General features: G+C 54.7%; 25 protein-coding genes. 13 read left to right on the top strand and 12 right to left on the bottom strand.

Features of this window, described 5'->3' with window-relative positions; all coding sequences use genetic code 11:
* Positions 1-65 precede the first annotated feature (65 nt).
* Together E3E37_RS04340 and E3E37_RS04335 are read left to right on the top strand one after the other, a co-directional pair.
* Positions 66-422 (top strand): helix-turn-helix transcriptional regulator, encoded by a 357-nt coding sequence (locus tag E3E37_RS04340; protein WP_167715073.1) that lies wholly within the window; start codon positions 66-68, stop codon positions 420-422.
* Positions 422-2,509 (top strand): heavy metal translocating P-type ATPase, encoded by a 2,088-nt coding sequence (locus E3E37_RS04335; RefSeq protein WP_167715071.1) that lies wholly within the window; start codon positions 422-424, stop codon positions 2,507-2,509. The genes E3E37_RS04340 and E3E37_RS04335 overlap by 1 nt, the downstream gene beginning before the upstream one ends.
* Here the strand turns inward: E3E37_RS04335 and E3E37_RS04330 are convergent.
* Positions 2,484-3,116: an N-acetyltransferase gene (locus tag E3E37_RS04330; RefSeq protein WP_167715441.1), complete on the bottom strand. Its 633-nt coding sequence runs from the start codon at positions 3,114-3,116 to the stop codon at positions 2,484-2,486. The two genes, E3E37_RS04335 and E3E37_RS04330, sit on opposite strands and share 26 nt — an antisense overlap.
* A gap of 298 nt (positions 3,117-3,414) precedes the next feature.
* On the opposite strand from E3E37_RS04330, the gene E3E37_RS04325 reads away from it, so the two are divergent.
* The 3 genes from E3E37_RS04325 (at position 3,415) to E3E37_RS04315 (ending at position 6,197) form a co-directional block, all read left to right on the top strand.
* Positions 3,415-5,337 carry a heavy metal translocating P-type ATPase gene (locus E3E37_RS04325; RefSeq protein WP_371731684.1) on the top strand — a complete coding sequence of 641 codons (1,923 nt, stop codon included), beginning with the start codon at positions 3,415-3,417 and terminating at the stop codon, positions 5,335-5,337.
* Between the two features lie 174 nt (positions 5,338-5,511).
* Positions 5,512-5,745, top strand: a complete 234-nt coding sequence (locus E3E37_RS04320) for an SHOCT domain-containing protein (RefSeq protein ID WP_206204005.1) — start codon at positions 5,512-5,514, stop codon at positions 5,743-5,745.
* 149 nt (positions 5,746-5,894) lie between these two features.
* Complete coding sequence (locus E3E37_RS04315; protein ID WP_167715067.1) at positions 5,895-6,197, top strand: hypothetical protein; 303 nt, start codon at positions 5,895-5,897, stop codon at positions 6,195-6,197.
* 4 nt (positions 6,198-6,201) lie between these two features.
* Here E3E37_RS04315 and E3E37_RS04310 read toward each other — a convergent pair whose 3' ends face one another.
* On the bottom strand, positions 6,202-6,801 hold the full coding sequence (locus E3E37_RS04310; protein WP_167715437.1) for a TRASH domain-containing protein: 600 nt from the start codon (positions 6,799-6,801) through the stop codon (positions 6,202-6,204).
* 115 nt (positions 6,802-6,916) lie between these two features.
* On the opposite strand from E3E37_RS04310, the gene E3E37_RS04305 reads away from it, so the two are divergent.
* The gene (locus E3E37_RS04305) at positions 6,917-9,316 is read left to right on the top strand and encodes a heavy metal translocating P-type ATPase (protein ID WP_167715435.1); all 2,400 of its coding nucleotides are present in this window, start codon (positions 6,917-6,919) and stop codon (positions 9,314-9,316) included.
* Positions 9,317-9,346: 30 nt separating this feature from the next.
* Positions 9,347-9,652 (top strand): thioredoxin family protein, encoded by a 306-nt coding sequence (locus E3E37_RS04300; protein ID WP_167715065.1) that lies wholly within the window; start codon positions 9,347-9,349, stop codon positions 9,650-9,652.
* On the opposite strand, the gene E3E37_RS04295 is transcribed toward E3E37_RS04300, so the two are convergent.
* Positions 9,653-10,243 carry a SagB/ThcOx family dehydrogenase gene (locus E3E37_RS04295; RefSeq protein WP_167715433.1) on the bottom strand — a complete coding sequence of 197 codons (591 nt, stop codon included), beginning with the start codon at positions 10,241-10,243 and terminating at the stop codon, positions 9,653-9,655.
* Between the two features lie 142 nt (positions 10,244-10,385).
* On the opposite strand from E3E37_RS04295, the gene E3E37_RS04290 reads away from it, so the two are divergent.
* The 4 genes from E3E37_RS04290 to E3E37_RS04275 all read left to right on the top strand — a co-directional run bounded on the left by E3E37_RS04290 (position 10,386) and on the right by E3E37_RS04275 (position 15,208).
* Positions 10,386-12,854: a hypothetical protein gene (locus E3E37_RS04290; protein WP_240921898.1), complete on the top strand. Its 2,469-nt coding sequence runs from the start codon at positions 10,386-10,388 to the stop codon at positions 12,852-12,854.
* A gap of 103 nt (positions 12,855-12,957) precedes the next feature.
* Positions 12,958-13,809 carry an ABC transporter ATP-binding protein gene (locus E3E37_RS04285; protein ID WP_167715063.1) on the top strand — a complete coding sequence of 284 codons (852 nt, stop codon included), beginning with the start codon at positions 12,958-12,960 and terminating at the stop codon, positions 13,807-13,809.
* The gene (locus E3E37_RS04280) at positions 13,806-14,507 is read left to right on the top strand and encodes an ABC transporter permease (protein ID WP_167715061.1); all 702 of its coding nucleotides are present in this window, start codon (positions 13,806-13,808) and stop codon (positions 14,505-14,507) included. The genes E3E37_RS04285 and E3E37_RS04280 overlap by 4 nt, the downstream gene beginning before the upstream one ends.
* The gene (locus tag E3E37_RS04275) at positions 14,504-15,208 is read left to right on the top strand and encodes an ABC transporter permease (RefSeq protein ID WP_167715059.1); all 705 of its coding nucleotides are present in this window, start codon (positions 14,504-14,506) and stop codon (positions 15,206-15,208) included. The genes E3E37_RS04280 and E3E37_RS04275 overlap by 4 nt, the downstream gene beginning before the upstream one ends.
* 56 nt (positions 15,209-15,264) lie before the next feature.
* On the opposite strand, the gene E3E37_RS04270 is transcribed toward E3E37_RS04275, so the two are convergent.
* The 9 genes from E3E37_RS04270 to E3E37_RS04230 form a co-directional block, all read right to left on the bottom strand.
* Positions 15,265-15,912 (bottom strand): peroxiredoxin, encoded by a 648-nt coding sequence (locus E3E37_RS04270; RefSeq protein WP_088864752.1) that lies wholly within the window; start codon positions 15,910-15,912, stop codon positions 15,265-15,267.
* A 225-nt stretch (positions 15,913-16,137) separates the two neighbouring features.
* The gene (locus tag E3E37_RS04265; RefSeq protein ID WP_167715429.1) at positions 16,138-18,048 is read right to left on the bottom strand and encodes a molybdopterin-dependent oxidoreductase; all 1,911 of its coding nucleotides are present in this window, start codon (positions 18,046-18,048) and stop codon (positions 16,138-16,140) included.
* A 5-nt stretch (positions 18,049-18,053) separates the two neighbouring features.
* A complete protein-coding gene (locus E3E37_RS04260) occupies positions 18,054-18,623 on the bottom strand; it encodes a hypothetical protein (protein WP_167715058.1) in 570 nt (189 codons plus the stop codon).
* 41 nt (positions 18,624-18,664) lie between these two features.
* Positions 18,665-19,414 (bottom strand): DNA polymerase sliding clamp, encoded by a 750-nt coding sequence (locus E3E37_RS04255; RefSeq protein WP_167715056.1) that lies wholly within the window; start codon positions 19,412-19,414, stop codon positions 18,665-18,667.
* Positions 19,415-19,416: 2 nt separating this feature from the next.
* Positions 19,417-19,590 carry a hypothetical protein gene (locus tag E3E37_RS04250; protein WP_014011748.1) on the bottom strand — a complete coding sequence of 58 codons (174 nt, stop codon included), beginning with the start codon at positions 19,588-19,590 and terminating at the stop codon, positions 19,417-19,419.
* Positions 19,587-19,919, bottom strand: a complete 333-nt coding sequence (locus tag E3E37_RS04245; protein ID WP_167715054.1) for a transcription factor S — start codon at positions 19,917-19,919, stop codon at positions 19,587-19,589. The genes E3E37_RS04250 and E3E37_RS04245 overlap by 4 nt, the downstream gene beginning before the upstream one ends.
* 459 nt (positions 19,920-20,378) lie before the next feature.
* Complete coding sequence (locus E3E37_RS04240) at positions 20,379-20,849, bottom strand: immunoglobulin-like domain-containing protein (protein ID WP_088864747.1); 471 nt, start codon at positions 20,847-20,849, stop codon at positions 20,379-20,381.
* A 313-nt stretch (positions 20,850-21,162) separates the two neighbouring features.
* The gene (gene glyA, locus E3E37_RS04235; protein WP_088864746.1) at positions 21,163-22,452 is read right to left on the bottom strand and encodes a serine hydroxymethyltransferase; all 1,290 of its coding nucleotides are present in this window, start codon (positions 22,450-22,452) and stop codon (positions 21,163-21,165) included.
* 69 nt (positions 22,453-22,521) lie between these two features.
* Positions 22,522-23,718 carry an aromatic amino acid transport family protein gene (locus E3E37_RS04230; RefSeq protein WP_167715053.1) on the bottom strand — a complete coding sequence of 399 codons (1,197 nt, stop codon included), beginning with the start codon at positions 23,716-23,718 and terminating at the stop codon, positions 22,522-22,524.
* Positions 23,719-23,866: 148 nt separating this feature from the next.
* Here E3E37_RS04230 and cobB point away from each other — a divergent pair, with 148 nt between their 5' ends.
* Together cobB and E3E37_RS04220 are read left to right on the top strand one after the other, a co-directional pair.
* Positions 23,867-24,622, top strand: coding sequence for an NAD-dependent protein deacetylase (gene cobB / locus E3E37_RS04225; RefSeq protein WP_167715050.1), 756 nt, complete (start codon positions 23,867-23,869; stop codon positions 24,620-24,622).
* A complete protein-coding gene (locus E3E37_RS04220) occupies positions 24,619-25,029 on the top strand; it encodes a DUF3783 domain-containing protein (protein ID WP_167715048.1) in 411 nt (136 codons plus the stop codon). The genes cobB and E3E37_RS04220 overlap by 4 nt, the downstream gene beginning before the upstream one ends.
* Positions 25,030-25,047 lie beyond the last annotated feature (18 nt).

Raw genomic sequence — 25,047 nt, 5'->3', positions numbered from 1 at the left:
GGTTTCGAAATGGGAAGGTTTATAAGAACATTTGCACAACTGCTCAAATGTAGAGGTGATGGAGAATGACTGAGGTGTGTAAGGTCTACGAGGAGCATCTGGATAAAATCCTGGAGGCCCAGGCAAAACTCCCCGAGGAGGAGCGCATACTTGAAATGGCGGACTTCTTCGACGCATTGGGCAACCCAACCAGGCTCAAAATACTCCTCGCTCTCATGGAGGCTGGGGAGCTGTGCACCTGTGACCTCTCGGCGATAACCAAGCTTTCCGTTTCGGCAATCTCCCACCAGCTACGCATTCTCAAGGACAGGAAGATAGTAGCCTACCGCAAGGACGGCAAGAACGTCTTCTACCGCCTGGACGACGAGCACATCAGGGAGATACTGAGGACGGCCATTGAGCACCTTTCGGAGGTGAAATGATGGCAAAAAAGCTCGTCCTTAAGGGCCTCGACTGCGCGAGCTGTGCCTACGAGATAGAGGAGGCCCTCAAAAAGGAGGGCTTTGAGTTCGCACTGGTCAACTTCGCCACCAAGGAGGCGGTTATAGAGGGCGACGTTGAGAAGGCCAAGGAGATAATCAAGAAGGTCGAGCCGGACGTTGAGGTCATAGAAGCGGACGAGCACGGTCACTCACACCACGGCCACCACCACGAGCACGGTGAAGAGGACCCCAAAAAGGCTCTCTACTTCATGATCCCGTCGCTCATGCTCTTTGGCATCGGGGTGGTACTCCGCTATTACTACGGCATGGACAACGCCTTCGTCTTCGGGGTCTTTGTTGCGAGCTACCTCCTCGTTGGCTGGAAGGTTCTTAGAAGTGCCATCATCAACTCCCTGCACGGCAACGTCTTCGACGAGAACTTCCTCATCGCGGTGGCCACGCTGGGAGCCTTTGCCATCAGGGAGTATCCAGAGGGAGTGGCGGTCATGCTCTTCTACGTTGTAGGGGAGTTCTTCCAGGACCTAGCTGTGGACAGGTCACGGCGCTCCATAAAGGCACTGCTTGCGCTCAAGGCCGAGCACGCTAACCTGCTCAGGAACGGCGAGGTCGTTAGGGTGAAGCCGGAGGAGCTGAAGGTCGGCGATACAATCCTGGTAAAGCCGGGGGAAAAGGTTCCCGTTGATGGCGTTGTCATAGAGGGTGAATCAACCGTAGATACCTCCGCCCTGACGGGCGAAAGCGTTCCCAGGACGGTAAGGGAAGGGGAGGAAATCCTCTCCGGCATGGTCAATCTAAGCGGCGTCCTCAAGGTCCGGGTTACCAGGGAGCTTAGCGAGTCAACGATATCGAGAATTCTGGAACTAGTCGAAAACGCGAGCGCCAGAAAGGCCAAGACCGAGAAGTTCATAACCCGCTTCGCCCACTACTACACTCCAGCGGTGGTCGGAATAGCGGCGCTCATAGCCACGGTTCCGCCGCTGATTACGGGAGACCCGTTTTCAACGTGGGTTTACAGGGCGCTGGTCCTTCTCGTGATTTCGTGCCCCTGCGCCCTCGTGCTCTCGATCCCGCTCGGCTACTTCGGGGGCATTGGGAAGGCCGCCAGGGAGGGGATACTCGTCAAGGGCTCCAACTACCTCGATGCACTCAAGGACGCAAGCATCGTCGCCTTCGACAAAACCGGCACGCTGACAAAGGGCGTTTTCAAGGTCACGAAGGTGGAAACGAGAAACGGATTTAGCGAGGAGGAGATCATCAGGTTCGCGGCCCTTGCCGAGGCTCACTCGAACCACCCGATAGCGAAGGCCATACGCGAGGCATACGGCAAGGAAATCAACGAGGCAGAGATAGTCGAGTACGAAGAGATAGCCGGCCACGGCGTCAGGGCGAGGATTGACGGAATCGAGGTTCTCGTGGGCAACGACAGGCTGTTACACCGCTTCAACATCGAACACGATACGTGCAGGGTTAAGGGAACCGTGGCACACGTCGTTATCGACGGGAAGTACGCCGGGTACATAATAATCTCGGACGAGATAAAAGATGACGCCCCGCTTGCTGTAAAGGAGCTCAAGCGCCTTGGAGTCAAGAAGGTCGTGATGGTCACCGGCGACAGCAGGGAAGTCGCGGAGGAGATAGCGAAGCAGCTTGGCCTCGACGGTTTCTACGCCGAGCTTCTGCCGGAGGACAAGGTGGGGGCCATAGAGGAGCTTGAGAAGGAGAAGGGGGACGGAAAGGTGGTCTTTGTCGGCGACGGGATAAACGACGCTCCCGTACTGGCTAGGGCGGACGTTGGCGTTGCCATGGGAGCGCTCGGAAGCGATGCTGCCATAGAAACGGCAGACATCGTCATAATGGACGACAAGCCCTCGAAGCTCCCCCGGGGCATCAGGATAGCCAGAAAGACCCAGCGGATAGTGTGGCAGAACATAGTCTTCGCCCTCGGCGTTAAGCTCGCCTTTATCGGCCTCGGAATCCTTGGGGAGGCTACGATGTGGGAGGCGGTCTTTGCCGACGTCGGCGTGGCCTTGATAGCGGTCTTTAACGCGATGAGGATTCTGAGGTAGCTCGGAGTTCTTTAACCATTCTGTAGAACCTGTACTTCTTCCCACCGAGCTCTATGGAGTGTTCCCTCTCAATGGAGTAGCCGAGCCGTTTGTATATCCTTATCGCGTTCTCGTTGTCCTTTTCAACGTCCAGTGCGACTCTCCTCGCCCCGCTTTGTTCGGCGAGTTCTTCGGCCTTCAGCATGAGGACCTTTCCGATGCCCTTTCCCCTGAATTCCGGGTAAACGGCGACGTTGCTGATGTAATAGTCCCCTTCCTCAAGCTTTCCTGAACCGGAAGCGGCGCTTATGAAAGCTGGAAGCTGCCTTAAAAAGTCGAAGCCGAGGGCTTTCAGCATCAGCCAGCCGGTTCTCTTTTCCTCCCTTTCCTTGGCCTTCCAGTCGTAGCCCAGGAGCATTCCAGCTATTCGGTTCTCATAGACCGCAAAAATCACGTGCTCGTGGCTGAAGAGGTTTTCTTCTTCGAGGAAAAGTGCCCTGAAGAGCTCCTTGAACTTTCTTCCGAGCAAATCGGGAAAATACTCGGGGGCGGACATTTCCATGAGCTCTGCGAAATGTTCCGCCTCTTCGGGTGTCCCCCTGGCTGGCTCAACAACGACGTCACCCATTTTTCTCACTCCAATATTGTGGGTTCTTTCCATTGGGTAAAAACCTTATCGGTCGGAAACGTCCTGTTGAAACTCGGTGCTCCGGGTTGTTGGACGATCCTTGCATGGACTTGTTACATTTCCAAGCTCTATCCGGGAGAATTTTCCATTTTGGAAATAAGAAGTCTATTAACGTTTCACGCTTAGACTGGCTCAGGTGAATGCCGTGACTGAGGAGAAAACCCATAAAAAACACCCCCATGAAGGGCACTCCACCCATAACGGGGGACATTCTCATGCAAAGCACCATGAAATGATGATGGAGGACTTCAAGAGGAGGTTCATAGTTTCTGCGATACTCACCGTTCCGATACTTCTCCTCTCGCCGCTGATACAGAACTTCTTCGGCTTTGAGCTGACTTTTCCGGGCGACCACTACGTCCTGTTTGCGCTCTCAGCGGTGGTGTACTTCTACGGCGGCTGGCCTTTCCTCAAGGGGATGGCTGACGAGCTGAGGAAGAGACTCCCAGGAATGATGACGCTCATAGCTCTGGCAATCACGGTTGCCTTCTTCTACAGCGCCGCCGTCACCTTCGGCCTCTCTGGGAAAACCTTCTACTGGGAACTCGCGACGCTTATCGACATCATGCTTATAGGGCACTATATAGAGATGCGCTCCGTCCTTGGAGCATCGCGGGCCCTTGAGGAACTCATAAAGCTCATGCCCACCGATGCCCACCTGGTAACGCCCGAAGGGATAAAGGACGTCCCTGTGAGCGAGCTGAAGAAGGGCGACATAGTTTTAGTCAAGCCCGGCGAAAAGGTGCCCTCCGATGGCGTCATAGTCGAGGGTGAAACGAGCGTCAACGAGGCGATGCTCACCGGCGAATCGAAGCCCGTTTACAAGAAGCCCGGCGACACCGTCATCGGCGGTTCGATAAACCTTGAGGGAGCAATAAAGGTCAGGATAGAGAAGACTGGAAAGGACACCTACCTCATGCAGGTCGTTGAGCTCGTCAGACAGGCGCAGGAAACGCGTTCAAGAACGCAGGATCTGGCGAACAGGGCGGCCTTCTACCTCACGCTCATAGCCATAACGGCCGGAACGGTAACGCTCGGGGCGTGGCTCTACCTCGGCAAGCCCTTCGTCTTTGCCCTTGAGAGAATGGTAACCGTCATGGTCATAACGTGTCCCCACGCTCTTGGCCTGGCAGTCCCGCTGGTAGTTTCGGTCTCGACATCAATTTCGGCCAAGAAGGGCATACTCATCAGGAACAGGGAAGCCTTTGAGAGGGCCAAAGACGTGCAGGTCGTTGTCTTCGACAAGACGGGAACGCTGACCGAGGGTAAGTTTGAGGTTACTGAGGTAATCCCGCTGGGCAAGCTGAGCGAGGAGGAGATTCTGAAGTACGCCGCCGCCCTCGAAGCTCACTCCAGCCACCCGATAGCCCAGGGAATAGTGGAAAAGGCCAAAGAGCTCAGCCTTGAGGTTTATGAGGTCAGTGAATCGAAGGTCCTTCCGGGCAAGGGCGTCCGGGGAGTTATTAACGGTAAAGAAGTCCTCGTGGTCAGTCCCGGCTTCCTGAAGGAGAACGGGCTGTGGAGAGAGGACGAGCGCGTTAAGGAGGTCTCAGAGCAGGGCAAGACGGTGGTGTTCCTGGTCATCGATGGAAAGCTCGTGGGTGCTCTGGCTTTGGCAGATAAGATAAGGCCGGAATCGAGGGAGGCCGTTGAAAAGCTCCACGAGATGGGGATAAAGGCCTACATGCTCACCGGCGACAACACCAAAGTTGCCAAATGGGTTGCCGAAGAGCTCGGTCTAGACGGTTTCTTCGCCGAAGTTCTGCCCCATCAGAAGTCTGAAAAGGTCAAGGAGCTTCAGGAGCAGGGGTTCGTCGTTGCAATGGTTGGCGACGGCATAAACGACGCTCCGGCTTTGATTCAGGCCGATGTTGGGATAGCCATCGGAGCTGGAACGGACGTGGCAATAGAGAGCGCGGACATAATCCTCGTCAAGAACGACCCTGGAGACGTCATAACCGCCATACACCTCGCTAGGGCCACCTACAGAAAGATGGTGCAGAATTTAGCATGGGCGACTGGCTATAACACCTTCGCGATTCCCCTGGCGGCAGGCGTTCTCTACGGCTACGGGATACTCCTGAGCCCCGCCCTCGGTGCCCTGCTCATGAGCCTGAGCACGGTGATAGTTGCCATCAACGCGAGGTTTTTGAAGGTCTGAGGCTTCTTACTTTATCTTTTGTGAAAATCTTCGCGTATTTCTTTCCTTTTTGCCAATAATAAGCCCTATATCCCTTACCACTGAGTAGTGTTTAAGGAGATCAAAATGATGTTCGAAAGTTTGGGAGGCCGGTTCCTGGCCCATGCTGGAGAAGGAGAATGGGGGTGGCATGAGATGATGGGATTCGGCTACTTTGGAATCTTTGGGGCAATATTCATGCTCCTGTTCTGGGTGCTGATAATAGCCGGCGTTGTCTGGTTTGTCAAGTGGCTCGTCGAGCAGGGCTCAGGTGGAAGCGCCGGTACTTCGAAAAGGCGTGCCCTTGAGATACTCGATGAGAAGTACGCGAGGGGAGAGATAGACGACGAGGAGTATGAGAGAAGAAAGAGGAAGCTTCTTGGGGGCTGAAGATGCATTTCATTTTCCTATTTTTTGGCCCGCTGGGAATTTTCATTTCTGGAAATTTCCTATTTGGCAGTTCTCACTTTGTGAATAATAAGCCTATTATCTCTTCGGGCATAGGAGTACACGGAAACAAAAGGTGGGGGTGATGAGAGATGGACTGGAAATCCCTGTTCATAGGTCTGCTTATCGGAGTGCTCGTGGCGGTTCCCCTTGGACTGGCCCACACCGGAGGGTTCAACGTCTCTGGGGAAGATAAAGACCCCCACTGGGGCTTCGGTCCCATGGGCGGCTACATGCACGGCCAGGGGATGATGGACGAGGGAGCCTACATTGAGATGCACGAGGAAATGGAGGAGATGGAACCTCTCATGGAGAAGTACATGGGTGAGGGCTGGAAGGAAATGCACGAAGCCTGTGAGGAAGCCATGGGGATTGAGGAGGAAGGCGAGGAGTAAGCCCTCAACTGTGTTCGTGGGCATGGGTCGCTTTTTCTTCTTTTAGCCTGACCTTCTCTATGTTCTCCCTCGTCTTCTTGAACTCCCTCAGGCAGGTGGGGCAGCAGAGGAAGTAAACCCTGTTGTGGTACTTGTATACGATGGGTTCTCCAACTATCTCTTTCCCGCAGTAGTCGCACTTGAAGGGAACCTTGACCTTGGGTGGTCTTGTAATTTCAATGCTTTCAAGGATTGGCATTATCTCGATGACCTCGAAGCCAGCCCCTTCGATGACGTTTCTGAGCTCTTCCATGTTGTCAACGGCGATTTTTATGAGGTACTTCCTGCTCGTGAAGCGGTTTATCTCAATGATCTCCTTGAACTCCTCCATCTTCTCGGGTTTGTCTGTCTTAACTATGAGTGCCACTACGTTGTGGGCCCTCAAAAGGTCCGGGTTGAGCTTTACGGTGTAGCCGAGGATGACTCCTTCCTTTTCCAGCTTTTCGAGGCGGGACTTAACGGTCGGCCTGCTGACGCCTAGCCTTTCCGCAAGCTCCGAGATGCTCAGCCGGGAGTTGTCCATGAGGAGGTATATAAGCTTCAAGTCCAGTTCGTCAAGCCTCATTTCTTTCACCATCCAAATTCGGCCTTCAAACTATAAAAATTCTCTGGTTAGGCTTTCCAGATTGTAAAAAATAATCCCCATAAATCCTCAAACGTAGTAAGTAACGGTGGAAGAAATGAAGCTCACGCTGAAGGTTAACGGTATGACCTGTGCCATGTGTGTTAAAACCATAGAGAGGGCCCTGAAAGAACTTCCTGGAGTGAAGGAAGCCAGGGCTAATTTGAACTCAGAGAACGTTTACGTCGAGTTCTATGAGTCTCGGATTGGACTGAACAGAATTATAGCCGCCATCGAGGAGCTGGGCTATGGGGTCGTCAGAGAGAGGAGAGACGCGGTAATTAAGATAGGCGGAATGACGTGCGCGATGTGTGCCAGAACCATAGAGGCCACACTCGGGGAAGTGTCCGGCATTCTGGATGTCAGCGTCAACTTGGGGACTGAAAGCGCCAGGGTGAGCTACGATCCTAGCCTCGTAACCACTGACGACATCAAAAAAGCCATTGAAGAAGTTGGCTACCAGTTCATCGGGGTTGAGGGGGAGGAGACCCACGATCTCGAGAGAGAACTAAGGGAGAGGCACCTTCGCGACATGAAGAGAAAGCTCGCCGTTGCGTGGGGTATTGGAATAGCCCTCTTCGCCTCCATGCAGGCCCATCGCTTTGGCGTGGATATACCTTACATCTTTCCAATTCAGTTCGTTCTTGCGACGGTAGCCATAGCCTACGCTGGCAGGGAGATATTCGACAAAGCTTGGGGCTCGCTCAAGCATAAAACCCTCAACATGGAGGTCATGTACTCCCTCGGCATAGGTTCGGCCTACCTGGCGAGCGTCCTCGCAACGGTAGGGGTCATTCCGGAGGACTTCAACTTCTACGAGGCCAGCGTCCTGCTGATGGCCTTCCTCCTGCTTGGCAGATACCTTGAAACGAGGGCCAAGGGAAGAACCAGCGAGGCCATTAAGAAGCTTATGGGGCTTCAGGCAAAGAAAGCTACGGTAATAAGGGACGGAAAAGAGGTCGAGGTTCCGATAGGTGAGGTCAGGGTCGGGGACGTCGTGATAGTGAGACCCGGTGAGAGGATTCCCGTCGATGGTATTGTGCTTGAGGGCGAGAGCTACGTGGACGAGTCCATGATAACAGGCGAGCCCGTTCCGAACCTCAAAGGGGAAGGAGACGAGGTTATAGGGGGCACCATAAACAAGAACTCCGTGCTCAGGATAGAGGCGAGGCGCGTCGGAAGGGACACCGTTCTGGCCCAGATAATTAGACTCGTGGAAGAAGCTCAGAATACAAAGCCGCCGATACAGAGGCTGGCGGATACAATAGTTGCATACTTCATACCCACGGTTCTCACTATAGCACTCCTGTCCTTTGCATACTGGTACTTTGTAGCGGGCGAACCCCTGCTTTTTGCCTTTACAACCCTCCTCAGCGTCCTCGTTATAGCCTGCCCCTGTGCCTTCGGCCTTGCAACGCCAACGGCATTGACGGTTGGAATGGGCAAAGGTGCAGAGATGGGAATACTCATCAAGAACGGTGAAGTGCTTGAGATAGCAAGGAAGGCGACGGTTGTGCTCTTCGACAAGACCGGAACGCTCACAAAAGGAAAGCCCGAGGTTACTGATGTTATATCCTTTGGCATGGATGAGAAGGAGCTCATAAAGCTCGTTGCCTCGGCGGAGAAGCGCTCTGAACACCCGCTTGGAGATGCTATCGTGAGGAAGGCCCAGGAACTCGGCCTTGAGCTTGAGGAGCCGGGGGAGTTCGAGGCAATAACCGGCAAAGGTGTTAGAGCAGTCGTGGGTGGAAGGGAGATCTTGGCAGGCAACAGGAAGCTCATGGTGGAGAACGGCTACTCTGTGAATGAGGTTGAGGAAACACTCCACAGACTTGAGGACGAGGCGAAGACTGCCATAACCGTCGCCATAGACGGCAGAATAGTGGGAGTAATAGGCATAGCCGACACGATAAAGGAAGGAGCAAAAGAAGCCATCGAGGAGCTCCACAGGATGGGCAAGAAGGTCGGCATGATAACCGGCGACAACAGGAGAACTGCAAACGCGATAGCAAGGCGGCTCAAGGTGGACTACGTCCTCGCCGAGGTTCTGCCGGGGGACAAGGCCAACGAGGTCAAGAAGCTCCAGGAGAAGGGTGAAGTCGTTATCTTCGTTGGCGACGGAATAAACGACGCTCCGGCCTTGGCACAGGCGGATGTTGGGATCGCTGTCGGCAACGCGACGGACATAGCGATGGAGAGCGGGGACATGGTTCTCATAAAGAACGACCCAAGGGACGTGGTCAAGGCAATAAAGCTGAGCCAGAAGACGCTGGCGAAGATAAAGCAGAACATCTTCTGGGCAATGTTCTACAACACGATGCTGATTCCCTTCGCGGCGGGGCTTGCCTTCGTGCTATTCGGCGTGGAGTTCCAGCCGGAGTGGGCGGCCGGAGCGATGAGCATAAGCAGCGTCAGCGTCGTCACAAACTCGCTCCTGCTCAAGAGGGCTAGGATCTGACCACCATTTTTATTTCCCGGAGGTGCGGATATGATAGTCGAATACGACGGAAAGTTTGAGTTTGAGTCTGGAAAAACCGTCCTGTGGTTTTCCATTCCGGGCTGTCCGCCCTGCAGGATAGTCGAAAGCTTCATGAAGGATCTCGGCAGGGAATTTCCCGAGATAAAGATCGTTCACATCAACGCCGAGGAATGGAACGACCTTGTGAACCGCTTCGATGTCCTCAACGTCCCGACGCTGATTTACCTTAAGAACGGAAAGGAAATAGCGAGGCAGAACCTAATCAGGAAAAAGGAGGAGGTTCTCATAAGGTTTGAGGAGCTCAGGAGGCTCTGACTACTCCCCGGGGACGCCAAGGGGGAAGACGTAGAGCGGTTCTCCGGGCACGTTCATTGCCCTTTTTACCTCCTCATCCCTGAAGGCACCAACCGCAACGGTGCCGAGGCCGAGGGCCGTTGCCTGAAGGTAAATGTTCTGACCCATGTGGCCGGCATCGATGTGGACGTACCTTATTCCCCTCTCGCCGTACCGCCTCGTGGTTCTCTCGTAGTGGGCGACGATGACTACGTTCACCGGCGCGGTGGCAACGCACCGCTGGTTTAGGCAGGCTTCTGCGAGAGTCTTTCCGAAGTGTCCCCTTTTGATCAGCTCCAGCGAATGGTCCTCCTCGTGGTAGTGGTATATGCCCGGGGCCAGGCCGTGGACGTTCTCTGCAACCACGTAAACCTCGAATGGATAGCAGGCGCCTGCACTCGGAGAGGTCCTCCTCCCCCACCTGTTAATCCCGTATGCCGCCCAAAGGATCTGTGAAACCTCCTCAAGGGTCAGCGGCTCGTCGGTGTAGAGTCTTACACTCTTCCTAAGGTCTATCGCCTCTTCGAGGCTTATCTCCCCCCTGCGCTTTGGGGCCGGAAGGGCAATCCTCATTTCTACCACCGCAACTTCTGATGCCTTTTTCATACATTAGGCTTTTGGTGGTCTTTGTTGGTACAGGCAAACTTACTTTGGTCCCAGGATTGACAAAAGTTGAATAAAAACCCATATAAACTTCAAAATCCAAAGGTCTTAAATGCGGGATGGTGAGAATATGTCCGCCAGCAGGAAAGCCTTTCTCTGGGTGCTCCTTCTGGTGATATTTTCCCTGCCGATTGCGTCCTCTTCGAAGGTTGCCGTGTGGCACGCGGGGGGCTCAATACTCCACCCGAGACTCTCTCCGGATGGGCTTTATTTCACTGATTACAGCGGTAGAATTGGCCTGAAAACCAACGAAACGCACTTCATATTCTGGAGGCTCCCCTTTCTCCCAAACGGCATGTCCGTGAGCGATAGGGTCTACATTTCGGCAGACTTGGGCCCGCCGGCAGTTCTCGATCCGGGCAAAAACGTCCTCTACATCTGGGACTACGAAGGGGTTTCGTTCATCCACGTCTTTGCCGTGAAGGGAAGCGCCTATTACGCTGGAAGCGTGAACGAAAGCGGCGGGATAGGCTTTCTTGAAGGGAACCTCCTCACGTTCTACGACCTTTCTTCCGCCGGAATAGTGAAGGTCTACGACACTTATGCAACCACCGAGGGAGTATACTTTACCGCCGAGCTGAAGGAGAGGCCCCACGGGACCATCGGCCTTCTTCACCCGAAAAATGGGACCTTCCTCCTGTGGATGTTTCCGGCCAACTACTCGAAGCTCATACCCGATGGTATCGTCCTTGCCCACGACGGCTTTCTCTACGCGGCTGTAATGGACGGTGAAGCGGTGGGGCTGGTGCGGTTCTCCCCTGAAAACGGCAGCTTCTTCTTCTTGGAGCTCGGTGAGAGGCCCCTACACGTGAAGGCTTTTGGAAATAAACTCCTCCTGATGGATTCAATGGGTTTTCTGACCCTGATAAACGCTTCAAGCGTAGTGTGGACGTTCGAGGCCGTTCTGAAGCCTGAAGAGTATACCTTCGACGAGAAGTTCCTTGGACCTCCCACCCGCACCGAGAACCTCACCCGGGAGGAGCTGGAAATAGCTCCGGAATACGTGGACGTTCGCAGGGAAGACCTTGACGGAATCGCCTTCTATGAAATCGACATCACCCATGATTTTGGCGGTGGTTACGTTGGCTCGGGAGGTGTGCTGGTTCTCGTGGAGGAACTTCGGCCAAAAGTTCATATTCTTTACGAAAACGGTACCGTGATAGCATGGGTAACTCCGGAGGAACTGTTCACCGGCCCGGTTTTTCTTTACGTCAACGAGAAGCTTGTGAGGTGGGGGAACAGGATAACATGGAACGCAACCTTTCTTGAGGGGAGATACAACCTCACCGCGGTCTACTTCGATGGTGAGGATGTTTACCTGAACACAACTACCGTCGTGAGTGATTTAAGGCCTGAAGTTCTCTGGAGCCGGTCGGTAAAGGTTGATGGCGGAACGGTCATCTATGGGATGGCCAGCGTCCCGGGGGCGCCTGTAAACGTGTCCGAAAAAATAGTGTGGACAGACGGCAGGGGCTACTTCTCATTCTTCGTTGAAAACACCTCCGAAACAGGAACACCGGCCGTGGAAGGGGAAGGATCAGTCCCCTGGGGGGCCGCGTTGCTGATACTTGCCCTTCCGCTCGGGGCGGCTGGCGTGATACTCCTCCTGAGAAAGGAGAGAAAGGGCTATGCGATGGTGGCAATTGCCCTGATCCTGCTCGCACTTTACCTCACGGCTCCGACGCCGCCCGAGGGTTCCGAGGGAGAAAAACCACTCCGCCTGTCGCTGACGGTTGTCACGCCTCCAGGTTTTTACGCCGCCAACGTGACTGTTGTTCTTGACGGGGAGGAGGCTGGAAAAACCGACAAAAGGGGCAGGATTGAGATTCCCGTTGATTACGGGCTTCACGAAGTTAGGCTTCAATCCGGGGGCGTCGAGACCAGGTTTGAGATAGCCATGGCGGAGGACAGGGACATGACTGTCCCCTTCTTCCCCGGGGTGAACGCACTCCTCCGCAACGGTCCCGGTTACTCGGGCTTTTCGGCATCGATTGGAAGCGCACCCCTCGCCTCCATGCACCCTGGAACCTATCCCGTCGGACCCATGTCAAAGGTCTCCTCCGAGATTCAGGATGAAAACTTCCAGCAGTGTGACCTCTGCAGGCTTAAGGCAGCAATGGTGGGCGTTGTTGAGGGCGAATCCTGCAGGCTATGCTGTCTGGAGAGCAAGGACTTTGGACCGGCCGTCGTCTTCAACTACTACTTCCACCTCGTCTGGGCGGCGATAGAGCGCTTCGATTGCCCTCTCCCCTGGCCCCCGCTTCCGGAAACGAACTCGGTTGTTGGCGATGGCGGAGTAAACAGCTACGCGGATGGCCTTAGGGATAGTCTCCCTACGCCCGGATGGGGGGATATACATCCCTGCCTCTCCCCCCTGGATGGCATTGACCCCGGTGATCCCGGCACCATCTGCAGTGCCCTCGAATGCGCCGATGTGGACTTCAACTGTGAGTGCTACATGAGCTGTCTCTTCGGGCCGTTTGAGATGTGGAATGCCTTCATTGAGTGCGTGGGAAGCTGAGGCTTTCATTTTTCTTTTCAAGCCCTGCCCTTAGCCGGAAGGAGGTCGGTCTACTGTGATGGATACCATAACTATGGACGCGTGGTCTTCAGCCGGTGAAAGCATGCCCGTCATAGAGGTTGAGAACGTTAAGAAGTACTACGGTGAAACGCGCGGCGTTGAGAACCTGAGCTTCTCCGTCGAGAGGGGCGAAATCTACGGGTTCCTCGGTCCTAACGGGGCTGGGAAGACCACGACTGTCAAGATTCTTGTGAAGATAATAAAGGACTATCATGGGACTGTGAAGGTCTTCGGGAAAGACCTGCGCGAATGGGGGAAGGACTACTACGGAAAAATTGGTGTCTCCTTCGAATTTCCTGCCGTTTATTCCCGGCTTACCGCCCTCGAAAACCTTGAGTTCTTTGCGTCGTTCTATAAAAGGCATCTCGACCCGGTTGAAACCCTCAAGATGGTGGGCCTCGACAAGGAAGCCGACCAGCTCGTGTCAGGCTTCTCAAAGGGCATGAAGAAGAAGCTCGATTTAGCCAGGGCACTGCTTCCAGATCCGGAAATCCTCTTCCTCGATGAACCCTTAGAGGGTCTCGACCCGGCGAGCGCGAGGAGGATAAAAGACCTGCTCCTTGAGATGCGCGAAAACGGGAAGACGATCTTTCTGACCACCCACAACATGTACGTCGCCGATGAGCTCTGCGACAGGGTGGCTTTCATCGTGGAGGGTTCGGTGAGGCTCGTCGACAACCCGAGTGAACTGAAGGTGAAGATGGGAAAGAGGGTCGTAAAGGTCGAATACGTTTCGAATGAGGGCGTCAAAACCGCCGAGTTCCCGCTTGAGAACCTTGGAGGAAACGAGGAGTTCCTGAGAATCCTGCGGGAGCATGAGATAAGGCGCATAAACACTGAAGAACCGACACTCGAGGACATCTTCCTGAAGGTCACGGGGAGGAGGCTCGTATGATAGGCGAGCTGGTGAGGCTCGACCTGAAGGTCGGAACGAGGGGCTACGTCTATCCGATATACCTGCTCGTGGCTTTAGCTTATGGTCTCATGGTGATGGCGTTTCCAGAGGGGTACCACTCAACCGTCGTTCCCCTCTTCCTCATCCTTGAGCCCGGGATGGTCGGCTTCACCTTCGTCGGCACGGCCATCTTCGCGGAGAAGAAGGACGGAACGATAGGCGCTCTGGCGGTTACGCCACTCGACTGGAGGGCTTACATCCTCGCCAAGGCTCTCCTTATGGCGCTGGTTTCCCTCCCGGCGGCAGTGCTTATATTCTGCCTCGGCACGCGCTCCCTGAGCGGGCTTCCCTACGTTTTGGCAGGTACCCTGTTAGTTTCGGTAGTCTATACGCTCCTTGGCATAGCAATAGCCTCAAAATACCGCGATTTGGACGACTACTTCGTGCCGCTCCTCGGCGTCATGGTGCTCTCCCTCCTGCCCTTCGCCCACTATCACGGCTACCTGACGGACGGGATATGGAAGGTTCTCTACGTCATCCCGAGCTATCCGGCGCTCTACTTCTTCAGCGCCCCCTTCGGAGGGGTTTCGGCGGAAAACCTTCTGTGGTCGGCGCTTGGTCTGATGGTGTGGGGTATCGTGGCGTATTACCTCGCAAGGGTTCGCTTTTACAGGTACGCGGTGGAGGGAGTGAGATGAGCTTTGTAAGAAAATTTGCCGCCATTTACAGGACCGACCTCAAGCTGCTCCGCAGGGACCCCATGCTCCTATACAGCGTGGGGATGACTTTGGTGCTCCTCTTCATCGTCCGCTACTTCAAGGATCACATGGGCGAGCTTTACTACGGGATAGCTCTCTTCGTGCTGATATTCATACCCATGATATTCGGCATGATTCCCGGCTTTATGATGGCCGACGAGAAGGAGAACAAGACGGTACAGGCACTGCGGGTGATTCCCATATCGAGCGAGGCGTTCATTGTTTACAGGCTCACGTGGGCTTCGCTGGTGACCGTAGCCTTTACGGTGATAGCGCCCTATATTCTTGACATGGAGATTTCCCAAAAGGGTGTTCTGGCGCTGGTTCTTCTTTTCCTGCTGGAGGTCTGGATCTATGGACTGGTGATAACCATCTTCGCTGAATCCAGAATGCAGGCGCTGACGGTCTCCAAGATTCTCGGCTGGCTCCTGATCCTGCCGGTGGCGGTAAAGCTCGTTGTCCTCTGGAGGGATCTCTCAACGGACTGGAGCAAGCTCACGGCGTTTTTGCCGACGTACTGGACGTACAAAGTCTTCGAGGGCATAACCCTAAACGACTACAGCGATTTCCCGATGGCAGTGCTCGTGCATCTGGCCTGGCTGATCCCGCTGGTGGTACTCTTCAGGAGGAGGGTGCTCTGACTCCCTCAATTTTCAAGAACCGCAGAGAACAGTTAAGAAGAAAGGGCTGAAGCCCTTCAAATCTTCTTGTGGCAGAACCACCAGTCGTAGCACTCGATCTCGCCCTTGGCCTTGGCCTCTTCCCTGGCCTTGATCTCCTCAACGCTGGCCGCGGGCGGGACGATGGCGCGGTCGCCGATGAGCTCGTTGTTGGGCCACTTGTGCGGCAGGGCGACTCCCTTCTCGTCGCTGGTCTTGAGGGCCTTGACGAGCCTGAGTATCTCGTCCCAGTCCCTGCCGACCTCGGCCGGGTAGTAGACGATGGCCCTTATGACGCCCTTGTCGTCGACGACGAAGACCGCCCTGGCGGTTATCGTTGCTCCGCTCGGGATCATGCCGAGGGCCTCGGCGAGGTCGCCGCGGTCGTCCGCTATGACCGGGAAGGTTATCTCCTCTCCGAGGTTCTCTTTGATCCACTCCATCCACTTGAGGTGGCTGAAGACCTGATCAACGCTCAGCCCTATCGGCTCGACGCCGAGCTTCCGGAACTCCTCTGCCCTCTTCTGCATCGCGTAGAACTCGGTGGTGCAGACCGGCGTGAAGTCAGCCGGGTGGCTGAAGAGTATGAACCACTTGCCCTTCTCGGCAAAGTAGTCTGGGAGCTTTATCACTCCGTGGGTGGTCTTGACCTCAACCTCTGGGAACTTTTCTCCTATGACGACCATCTTACATCACCTCTTCCTTTTTGTGTGTCGTCTTCACTATAAACCTCATCGGTTCGAATATATAAACCTTTCGGTTCGTCTAACGGGCAACTTTTTGTCGAATATCCAAAAAGTTTAGGGGATTGGAGGACAGGCGTGCAAAGAATGCTTGACATTGGTTGTCATAGTGCGAGACTGTAGTACAATGCATTGTCAAAAAGCTCGAAAAGAAAGTCTATTTTTGCCTCAAATCTTCCTGACGTCCACCCATGTTGAATGGTACGCCGAGCCGTTTCCGTACTTTTCTAAGGTGTCATCGCTCGTCAGAAAGTTCGCGTTCCAGCCGAGAAGCTTTACCCAGAATGCTTTGTACAGGAGAACCACCCCTGGAGGAACATCTTCCGTTATCTTTGCCTTCGTTTTTATCTTGCCGTAATCGTTGAAGACCTCGACGGTATCACCATCGCCGATTCCCATTTCCCTTGCATCGGATGGGTTGATGTAAAGGTTCGGGTCGATCATGTTGTAGGTGTTGTGGTACTGGCTCGTTATCGTCATCCTGTGGGTTGGTGTGAGGAGTCTCAGCGGATACTTTCCTTCGAACTTCCTGTACTCGGGGAACGGGCTTAAGCCCCTCTCCATCGCTCTCTGGGAGTAGAACTCGATCTTCCCGCTCGGTGTTTTCCACTTTCTCGGCCTCTCTGGAACTTTGACGAAACCCTTAGCCTTCAGCTCCTCCCAGCTCAAACCGTTAATTTCCAGAATCTTTTCTATGACCTCCTCGTTGCTCTCGTAGAGATGGGGGTTCTCAATCCCAAGTTCCCTCGCCAGAAGCCTCGTCATCTCGCTGTTGCTCTTTCCGTAGAGTCTCGCAACCGGTTCATTCAAAGCCACGTAGCGGTGGTAGTAGCTGTCCGCTATATCAAGACGCTCGAAGAATGTGTTTGCCGGAAGAACGACGTCGGAGTAGAGAGCCGTATCTGTTAAGAATATATCGTGCGTAACTACGAAAACATCATTCTCAACAAGTGCCCTTCTCAGCCTGTTCTGGTTTGGCAAACTCGCAAGGGGATTGGAGTTGTAGATGTACAGAAACTTTATCTCGCCCCGCTCGATGTACTCGGCCAGCTTCATCTGGGGGATTCTTCTGGCGGGCTTCGTCCTCAGGAACGCGCCTTCGGCATAGCTTTTATCTATCGTCTTCATGTCGTAGATGAAGCCGAAGCGGTGCCCCACCAGCGCGGGGAGAATCGAAATCGCCCTCACGGCCTCTCCCCCAGCTAAGGAGCGCTGGAAGCCGTAGCCGATGTGAATTACGCCCCTCTTCTCGGCAAAGTCTCTCGCAAAGCTCTCCACCATCTCCACGCTCAGGCCTGTTTCCCGGCTCACGTACTCAAGCGATAATGTTTTTACATAATTCTTGAATTCTTCAAAACCGTAAACGTTCTCGCGGACGAAGGCCTTATCGTAAAGCCCCTCCTTGACGATAACCTTCGCAACCGCGAGGGCAAAGAGAGCATCTGTATCGGGCTTTATTTGATAAAACCTCTGTGAGCGCCTGGCGGTTTCGGTTCTTACAACATCAACCGTCCAGATTTCAAGTCCGTACCGCTTCGCCAGCATAAAGCCGTGAAGGTTCGTCCAGAAGGCGTTGATACCCCAGTAAACGATAAGCCTCTGGTCTCTGAGCTTTTCGGGGTCCATACCAACTGCCGTCCCGTAAACGTCCCTCAGCGCTTCCTGCCCGGCCCTGTCGCAGATTCCGTAGTCGAGGGTTGATGCGTTCAGGTAGTGGAAGAGCCTGAGCGGAAAGGCGTAGTTAACAACGCCCCTGTCGCCGGCGTATTGATAAACCAGAACGCTCTCGCTTCCGTGTTCATCGATGGTCTCCCTTAACTTTTCCGCTACCAGTTTTATGGCTTCCTTCCAGCCAACCTCTCTAAATTCTCCGCTCCCGCGCTCTCCGGTTCTGATGAGCGGAATTTTGAGCCTGTCCTCAGCGTGGAACCATTTTGGGAGAAGGGCACCTTTTGGACATAGGAAACCGGCCGTTACAGGGTGCTCCGGGTTGCCCCTCACCCTGAGCTTCCCGTTCCTCAGCTCGCCCACCATCGAGCAGGTGTCGTAGCAGTCCCTCATGCAGACGGAGAAGGGCATGGACATCACGGGGCAATCCTTATTCTCTCTGCCGCGTCCCTCTCGACGAGAACCTTCCCGAGGCTCCGGGGGATTATGACGAGGTCCCCAGCCCTGAACGGGCCGTACTCCTTCAGCTCGGGATCGAGTATCTTCGGCAGGTCGATCTTGATTATATATGCCTCCCGCGGAACCTTCTTCTTTGGAACCTCTCTCTCCGGAGCCTCCTCACTCACCTCGACGGTTTCCTCGGGAATCTCGACTGGAATCTCCTCGCGCTCTATGAACGTCCTGAGTATCGTGAAAATCCGTCTCTCCTCGGAGGTCAGGCCGTAGGGGACGCCCTCAACGGCGAGGTCAACGATTTTATGAAGTCTGATTTTGATTATCTCGCGCATGAGCCTCTCGGCTATCCCCAGCTGGGCGAGATAGAGCCTCTCCTCAACATCCTCGCCCCTCTCACGGGAACTCTCCGCGCTGAGCTTAAGCGCTTTAATGAGGCTGTCGAACTCAGCGTAGAACTCGTCGTCTAACTCCGTAAGGTCCGGTGAGGAAAGCTCCGCCTCAAGTAGCTCCCTGAGCTTAACGATGTCCACGCTCCCACCAGCCTAGAGGAAATCGAGAGAAGGAAAAGAAATCAGTCCTCAACGCGCGGAGCGAGGAGGAATATCAGCTTGCCCTCGTCCCTTATCGGGTACTCCATCTGGAGGGGCATCTCGTTGCCGAAGCGGATTATAACCTCATCGGCTTTGCCGATGCCCTTTATCATGTCCGCAAGGTAGCTGATTCCGTAGGCGCTCTTGGTTTCCTCCTCAACCTCAAGGTCGAGCAAGCCTTCGTCCTCAAGGGTGAGCCTTATCTCGACCTCGTTGGTTTCGCCCTCCGCCTTCATGACGAACTCGTTCTCGCTGGCAATGAACTTTATGGCATCGCTGACGAGGGAAGCGTCCTTAACGGCTTCCTTGAGAACCTCTCCGAGAACGACGACCTTGGCGGTGAAGGGAAGCTCCGGGAGGTCGAGCTCAAGCTCCTCAACTTCAATCAGCGGGAGTTTGAAGGTCCTTTTGGCCGTGCCTTCAAACGTGACTTCGAGAAAGTTCTCCTCACCCTTCCTGAGGATGAGTGTGTCCTTGTTCTTGCCGCGCTTGAGTATCTTCTTGAAGTGGTCCATGTTGATTCCAATGGTTTCTTCTTCCTCCACCTCGTACTTGGAGAAGATGCTCTCCGGGAGGTTGAGGTCTATCAGAACGACCCTGCTCGGGTCCATGGCACGCATCCCAATTCCTTCTTCGGTTATCTTGAAGGCAGCCTCATCAATGAGGTTGCTTGCGGTGGCTATAAGATCGGCGAAATCCTTGGCACCATCAAAAACTATCTCGAACGGCATCTTTACCCCTCCTTCAATATATCGAGCATCAGCCTAACCCTTTCTTTGCCGCGGAATAAATAAGCTTTTCCGTTGTCGGTGTCGGGTATCCTCCTGTAGGCCTCCTCAAGCTCCTTCAGAGCCTTCTCCGCGAGCTTTCTGAGGGTTTCTCGTTCAAGTTCCGAAAGCTCCCTCACTCGTAAGACCTCCAGACGTGGCCGCACTTGGTGCACTTGTAGAATATCGTGCTTGGCTCGTCGCCGGCCCTCGTCTGGAGCTCCCACCAGTAGGCCGTGTCGTTGCCGCACTTCGGACAGGTCACCTTGGTCGTTGGCAGGGTTTTGACATCCTGCTCGACGACGATAATTCCCTCATCCGGCTTGTGTTCGACCTTCTGCTTTATCACGGTCTTCTCCCTGTCCTTCTGCTCGTCGAAGGGTTCCTCGTAACCACATGAGCGGCAGACCCAGACCTTCCGTTTCCTGTCCGGAAGCATGAGGTTACCGCACTTTGGACAGAACTTCATCTTTCTCACCCCTTTAGCCGAGGGTTCGGTATGTGGGAGGAGAATAAAAAGTTTTGCCAAAACTAACCTGCCACCTCAAACTCCACGCTTGTGTTCCTGCAGCCCATCGGCCAGCCGCAGATTTCCTTCACGAGCCGATATCTCCCGGGAGGAAGGTCCGGGTAGGTGCCGGGAGTTCCCGGGGATTCATTTTCGGGCAGATATTTCAGGGTAATTCTCTGCTTCTATGAATGAAAGGGAGGCAGGTCATAGAGCATGGCGATAAAGAGAAATAGGGTTTTCACCCTAGCCCAGTTCCCGTTTTCCCGCCCAAGTAGGTGGGCGTTAGGCCGACGTTCCATACGGTGGGCTCCACACCCTCTCCGGATGACTATACGCGTTTATCGAGGCCCATCATGGAGTGGGTCCGGTCAGTCCCCCAGGGAGTATCAGAAGGACTATTCCGGTGCTTCTCCCACCTCAACCATTCACATCGAACTCAGCCCAGACATCGACACTGGTGGCGGTTCCTGTCTCAGGGCCCGTCAGGGAGACTTTCTTCACTATCTTGTAGTGGCCCGGCCCGAGGTTCAGGCTGGAGAGCTTCACCCTCTGCTCCCAGCTCTTTCCGGGTTCTACGACAACGGCTACCTCTATGAACACTAGGTTGACAGGAACTTCCTTCCACTCCCCGTTTTCGAGCCGGTAGAGCTTGAAGTGGTAGCTGGTGGTAGCGTTGAGGTTGGCTTTGTTTATTACCCTCAGGACCATCGTGTCTCTGGGGGAATACGATGTCCTGTCAAGCTTGAGGACTATTCCATTGCTCTCGATGGGAACCATCCCAGCGTCACCCTCCTGTCCACTGTCTGCAATGCTTCTTTCAGTCGAGGTGAGGTAGTACCCGAGCGGAACCAGTAGGACTATCAGAAGGACGGGGATTATTCTGTTCACTGGCCACCACCGATAGAAATACGCATACGTCTTTTTAATGATTGTCAATGCTTCAAAATGGGTGGAAGTGATTTTAGCAGGCTGATTTCAGCGGGTGATTTTACCCGGGCGGTGTTATCCATAAGATTGGCGGAGAACGGAGAAGTAACACCGCCTAATTTGCCTGGAAACGGCCGTTTATAACGTTTTCTAAAATACATCTCTGCGACTTTCTTTCAATTCTGGGAAGGAATTGGAACACCTCGGCGAAAATCGATAATCTCAAGTTTAAACTTGCAAAGTAATCCACAAAAAAGAGAATGAGTTGGAAAAATCACTCCCTGAGCGGAAGTCCGTAGTCGAAGGAGTAGTAGACCTTCTGGAAGTTCTGCCTGAAGTAGAAAACATCGCGCTCGACCTTCTTCGGGTCTTCCTTGTCGATAAGGACGCGGCGAATGAACCTGGCAATCTCTTTCATGTCGTCCTCCATCATTCCAACGCGGGTCATCTCCTGGACGCCTATGCGAAGACCGCTCGGCTCGTTGACCTTCTCAAGCGGGTCCCAGGGCAGGAGGTTCTTGTTGAGGATTATGCCGGCCTCCTCAAGGAGTGGCGCCGCCCAGCCACCGGCAGCGGGGTGGAGGTCTGAAACATCGACGATGACCTGGTGGCTCTCGGTGTAGCCCTTGTCCTCGCCAATGACCTTGAAGCCCTCCTCGGCCATGGCCTCGGCCAGTGCCTTCGCGTTCTTGACGATCTGAGCGGCGTACTTCTCACCGTACTCAAGCATCTCGGCAGCAGTAACGACCTTTCCGGCCATGTGGTGGAGGTGGTGGTTGCTCAGAACTCCCGGGAAGATGGCCCACTGGAGCCTGGCTATCTCCTCTGTCTCTCCAAAGCGCTTGTAGATTATGACACCGCCCTGCGGTCCGGGGAAGGTCTTGTGGGTCGAAGCGGTGATTATGTCAGCGCCCTCGCGGAGCGGGTCCTGGAACTGCTTTCCGGCTATGAGGCCAAGGACGTGGGCGGCATCGTACATGACGTAGGCTCCAACCTCCTTGGCAACAGGAGCGAGCTCCTTGACCGGATGTGGGAACGGGAAGAGCGAGCCGCCGAAGACGACTATCTTGGGCTCGAGTTCGCGGATGAGCTTCTCTGCCTTGTCAACGTCGATGTTGAACTCCTCGTTGTCGAAGGGCCAGGTGTGGACCTCTAAACCTCTCATTCCCGCCGCACCGAAGGGCATGTGGCTTATGTGCCCACCGTGGCTGGTGTGAAGAACTATCGCCTTGTCGCCCGCGTTGGTGAGTCCGAAGAAAGCGGCCTGGTTGGCGTTGGTTCCGGAAATCGGCCTGAGATCGGCAAAATCGCTCCCGAAGAGCTTGGTGAACAGCTCGACGCCGATGAGCTCGACCTCATCGACGTACTTGCAGCCCTGGTAGTAGCGCTGCCTCGGCCAGCCCTCGGCGTACTTGTGCATGAAGCCGCTCGCAACGGCCCTCGTAACGCTCGGAGAGGTTATGTTTTCACTCGCGATGAGGTTTATAGTATGGCTTCTCCACTTCTCATGCTCTTCAACAAAATTCAGAACCCTGTCACGATAGTCCCTGTATCCTTCAGCCATGGGAAACACCTCGATGGAGATTTGAACGTGGAGGATATAAACCTTACCGAGGGAGGAGAACTTGGGAGTTCAGCGGCGGAGCTTCGCCGCGAGCCACATCAGTACCGGGAGCACTATGAAGGCCAGCATGTCTCCCGTGTCTCCGGCGAAAGCTAAAACGTCAGCGAAGTTCCTGACGCCCGCGAAGTAAATGAGGGCCGGCGGGATCACAGTCAAAGCCCACGCGACTTTTCTGTTTAGCTTCACGAACTCCTCGCTGTTGCTCTGCTGTGCGAGAGCTATGCCAATGTAGCTCGTTGTTATTGCGAGGAGCGGGATGAGGTTGCCAAAGATTCTACCGAGGTGGCCGTAGAGGAGCTCAAGCCCCTGCGTGGCTATCTCGGGGGTCTCCTTTCCGAAGACCAGCAGGAAGGCCGCCATGAAGACCGCATAGATGGCCGTTGGGATAAGGAATGCCAGCACGATGACCTTTCTGGTCTCCTCGTAGCTTCCGAGCCCCTTGTAGACGTCGGGGATTATGGTGTGGCAGCCGAGGGCAAAGATGGCGACGCCGGTTATGCTCAGTATTCCGGAGAGGTCGGCGTAGAGGCCGTTCTCAAGCTCCGCGTGGGGGACGAGCATCAGCGTTACGCCGATGAAGAGGGCCAGCATTACGTAGCTCATTATCAGCTCGGTCTTCCCGCTCGCCTCAAGGCCCCGATAGACGACGAAGGAAGCCAGCACCCAGAATATGGCCGCACCGAGGGTATCGCTGACCCCGAAAAGGCTTGCGAAGACGCTCCCCATTCCGGCAATGTATGCAAGAAGTGCTCCAAAGCTCATTATGAATATGCTAAGGTACATCAGCCAGCCGCCGGCTTTTCCAAGGGTTCTCTGGGCTATCGTGCTCATCTGAGCCCCGTTCATCTCGGCGCTGAACCTTAACACTATGAAGGCCGTTGCGAGCATCAGGAGCATGACCCCTGTGAGGACTCCCAGCGCTGGAATCAGACCGACCTTGCTGGCCGCATAGGGGAGGCCAAGAACGCCGGCGCCTATCTGGGTTCCGACCAGTATTGCCAGCGCCTCGTTCTTTGAGATGTGGGCTTTCTCCACCCTTATAGTGCTCGTCCTTATCGCCGCAACGCCCTTGCGCTTCCTCATGAGCTGAATCAATGTAGCTTTTCTTCTCAGCTTTTTTCTCCTCGAAAGTGCTCCCCTCTCCGCATAATAGCGTCCGTGTGATGTTGTGACCTTTCTCCTTGGAGTTCCGTCTGTTACTGGCATCCCCTCACCTCCTCGCAAATGTGCTCATGAATACAATTTAAACCCTCCCACGAAAACATGAAGTCAGTTTCAAAGATTCTTCGGCAGGAAACGGAGAAACCCCTCAACCTCGGGCAGGATTTTTAAGGATGGCCGAGTAGGGGGTAATATGATAGAGGAGGCGGCCAAACTCCTTGCCCGCTCAAGGTTTGCGATTGCTTTTACGGGTGCCGGAATAAGCGCCGAGAGCGGTGTTCCGACATTCAGGGGGTTCAATGGACTATGGAAGAAGTACCGTCCCGAGGAGCTTGCGACCCCCGAGGCCTTCAGAAGGGACCCTCACCTCGTCTGGGAGTTCTACAGGTGGCGCATGGACCTGATACGAAAAGCCAGGCCCAACAGCGCCCACTATGCTCTGGCCGAGCTTGAGAGAGTGGGCATTTTGAAGGCCGTGATAACCCAGAACGTCGACGACCTTCACCGCGAGGCAGGGAGCAGGAACGTCATCGAGCTTCACGGCAACATATTCCGCGTTAGATGTACCTCGTGCAGCTACAGGGAGAACCTCAAGGAGAGTGGAAGGCTGGAGGAGTTCCTGGCCGGGAAGAAACTTCCGAAGTGCCCCCGCTGCGACTCGCTCCTCCGACCGGACGTCGTGTGGTTCGGCGAGCCACTCCCGAGAAAAGCCCTTGACGAGGCCTTCAGGCTCGCTGAGAGGGCAGATCTTGTTCTCGTCATCGGTACGAGTGGCGTCGTTTATCCAGCCGCCTACGTTCCTCAGATAGTCAAGGAAACCGGGGGCAAGGTTGTCGAAATTAACCCCGAGGAGAGCGGAATAACGCCGATTGCAGACGTCTTCCTGCGCTGTCCGGCGGGTAAGGCAATGGAGATGTTGATGAGCAGGATTAAGGGGCTGATAGAATGAGTGGAAAGGTCCTGGTTGTGGGGTTTCCGCCCGAGGAAGTCGAGGGACTTCGAAAGGCACTCTCGGTTCCGGTCTTTGAGGTTCCGGAGTACTGCCGGGACTGGGTGGTGGGTGAGATAGTCGAAAAGGCCGAGAAGCTGAGCGGCTCCGGCTACTGGCACCTCAGGAAGTTCGTGATAATGCACGACGTTGATAACGAGACGCTGAAGGACATCATGCGCTCCGTCAAATCTCTCAACCTTGGCAGGATTATCTTCGCCACGACCACCGAGACCTCGCTGACCTGGAGGCTCGAAGACCTTCTCAACGAGCTTTTGGCTGAGGACGAATACTTCAAGGCAGCGCGCTGGGCCCGTGAGGAGGCCGAAAAGAGAAGGGGCCTTTTCCTCGATCTCGGGAAGGGTTAAATACCTTGGAAGAGTAGA

Source organism: Thermococcus sp. ES12 (genome assembly GCF_012027515.1).
GTDB lineage: Archaea > Methanobacteriota_B > Thermococci > Thermococcales > Thermococcaceae > Thermococcus > Thermococcus barossii.
Note: the sequence above shows the minus strand (reverse complement) of the source record. Positions and strands in the feature narration are given on the sequence as shown.

Excerpts from the sequence above, each read along its gene's own strand:
- E3E37_RS04265 (WP_167715429.1), bottom strand. The coding sequence starts at position 18,048 with ATGCCCTTCTCCGTCTGCATGAGGGACTGCTACGACACCTGCTCGATG.
- E3E37_RS04315 (WP_167715067.1), top strand. The coding sequence starts at position 5,895 with ATGGACTGGAAATCCCTGTTCATAGGTCTGCTTATCGGAGTGCTCGTG.
- E3E37_RS04275 (WP_167715059.1), top strand. The coding sequence starts at position 14,504 with ATGAGCTTTGTAAGAAAATTTGCCGCCATTTACAGGACCGACCTCAAG.
- E3E37_RS04270 (WP_088864752.1), bottom strand. The coding sequence starts at position 15,912 with ATGGTCGTCATAGGAGAAAAGTTCCCAGAGGTTGAGGTCAAGACCACC.
- E3E37_RS04290 (WP_240921898.1), top strand. The coding sequence starts at position 10,386 with ATGCGGGATGGTGAGAATATGTCCGCCAGCAGGAAAGCCTTTCTCTGG.
- E3E37_RS04335 (WP_167715071.1), top strand. The coding sequence starts at position 422 with ATGGCAAAAAAGCTCGTCCTTAAGGGCCTCGACTGCGCGAGCTGTGCC.
- cobB (WP_167715050.1), top strand. The coding sequence starts at position 23,867 with ATGATAGAGGAGGCGGCCAAACTCCTTGCCCGCTCAAGGTTTGCGATT.
- E3E37_RS04295 (WP_167715433.1), bottom strand. The coding sequence starts at position 10,243 with ATGAGGATTGCCCTTCCGGCCCCAAAGCGCAGGGGGGAGATAAGCCTC.
- E3E37_RS04245 (WP_167715054.1), bottom strand. The coding sequence starts at position 19,919 with ATGAAGTTCTGTCCAAAGTGCGGTAACCTCATGCTTCCGGACAGGAAA.
- E3E37_RS04220 (WP_167715048.1), top strand. The coding sequence starts at position 24,619 with ATGAGTGGAAAGGTCCTGGTTGTGGGGTTTCCGCCCGAGGAAGTCGAG.
- E3E37_RS04310 (WP_167715437.1), bottom strand. The coding sequence starts at position 6,801 with ATGAGGCTTGACGAACTGGACTTGAAGCTTATATACCTCCTCATGGAC.
- E3E37_RS04280 (WP_167715061.1), top strand. The coding sequence starts at position 13,806 with ATGATAGGCGAGCTGGTGAGGCTCGACCTGAAGGTCGGAACGAGGGGC.
- E3E37_RS04300 (WP_167715065.1), top strand. The coding sequence starts at position 9,347 with ATGATAGTCGAATACGACGGAAAGTTTGAGTTTGAGTCTGGAAAAACC.
- E3E37_RS04305 (WP_167715435.1), top strand. The coding sequence starts at position 6,917 with ATGAAGCTCACGCTGAAGGTTAACGGTATGACCTGTGCCATGTGTGTT.
- glyA (WP_088864746.1), bottom strand. The coding sequence starts at position 22,452 with ATGGCTGAAGGATACAGGGACTATCGTGACAGGGTTCTGAATTTTGTT.
- E3E37_RS04340 (WP_167715073.1), top strand. The coding sequence starts at position 66 with ATGACTGAGGTGTGTAAGGTCTACGAGGAGCATCTGGATAAAATCCTG.
- E3E37_RS04320 (WP_206204005.1), top strand. The coding sequence starts at position 5,512 with ATGATGGGATTCGGCTACTTTGGAATCTTTGGGGCAATATTCATGCTC.
- E3E37_RS04325 (WP_371731684.1), top strand. The coding sequence starts at position 3,415 with ATGGAGGACTTCAAGAGGAGGTTCATAGTTTCTGCGATACTCACCGTT.
- E3E37_RS04330 (WP_167715441.1), bottom strand. The coding sequence starts at position 3,116 with ATGGGTGACGTCGTTGTTGAGCCAGCCAGGGGGACACCCGAAGAGGCG.
- E3E37_RS04255 (WP_167715056.1), bottom strand. The coding sequence starts at position 19,414 with ATGCCGTTCGAGATAGTTTTTGATGGTGCCAAGGATTTCGCCGATCTT.
- E3E37_RS04230 (WP_167715053.1), bottom strand. The coding sequence starts at position 23,718 with ATGCCAGTAACAGACGGAACTCCAAGGAGAAAGGTCACAACATCACAC.
- E3E37_RS04285 (WP_167715063.1), top strand. The coding sequence starts at position 12,958 with ATGCCCGTCATAGAGGTTGAGAACGTTAAGAAGTACTACGGTGAAACG.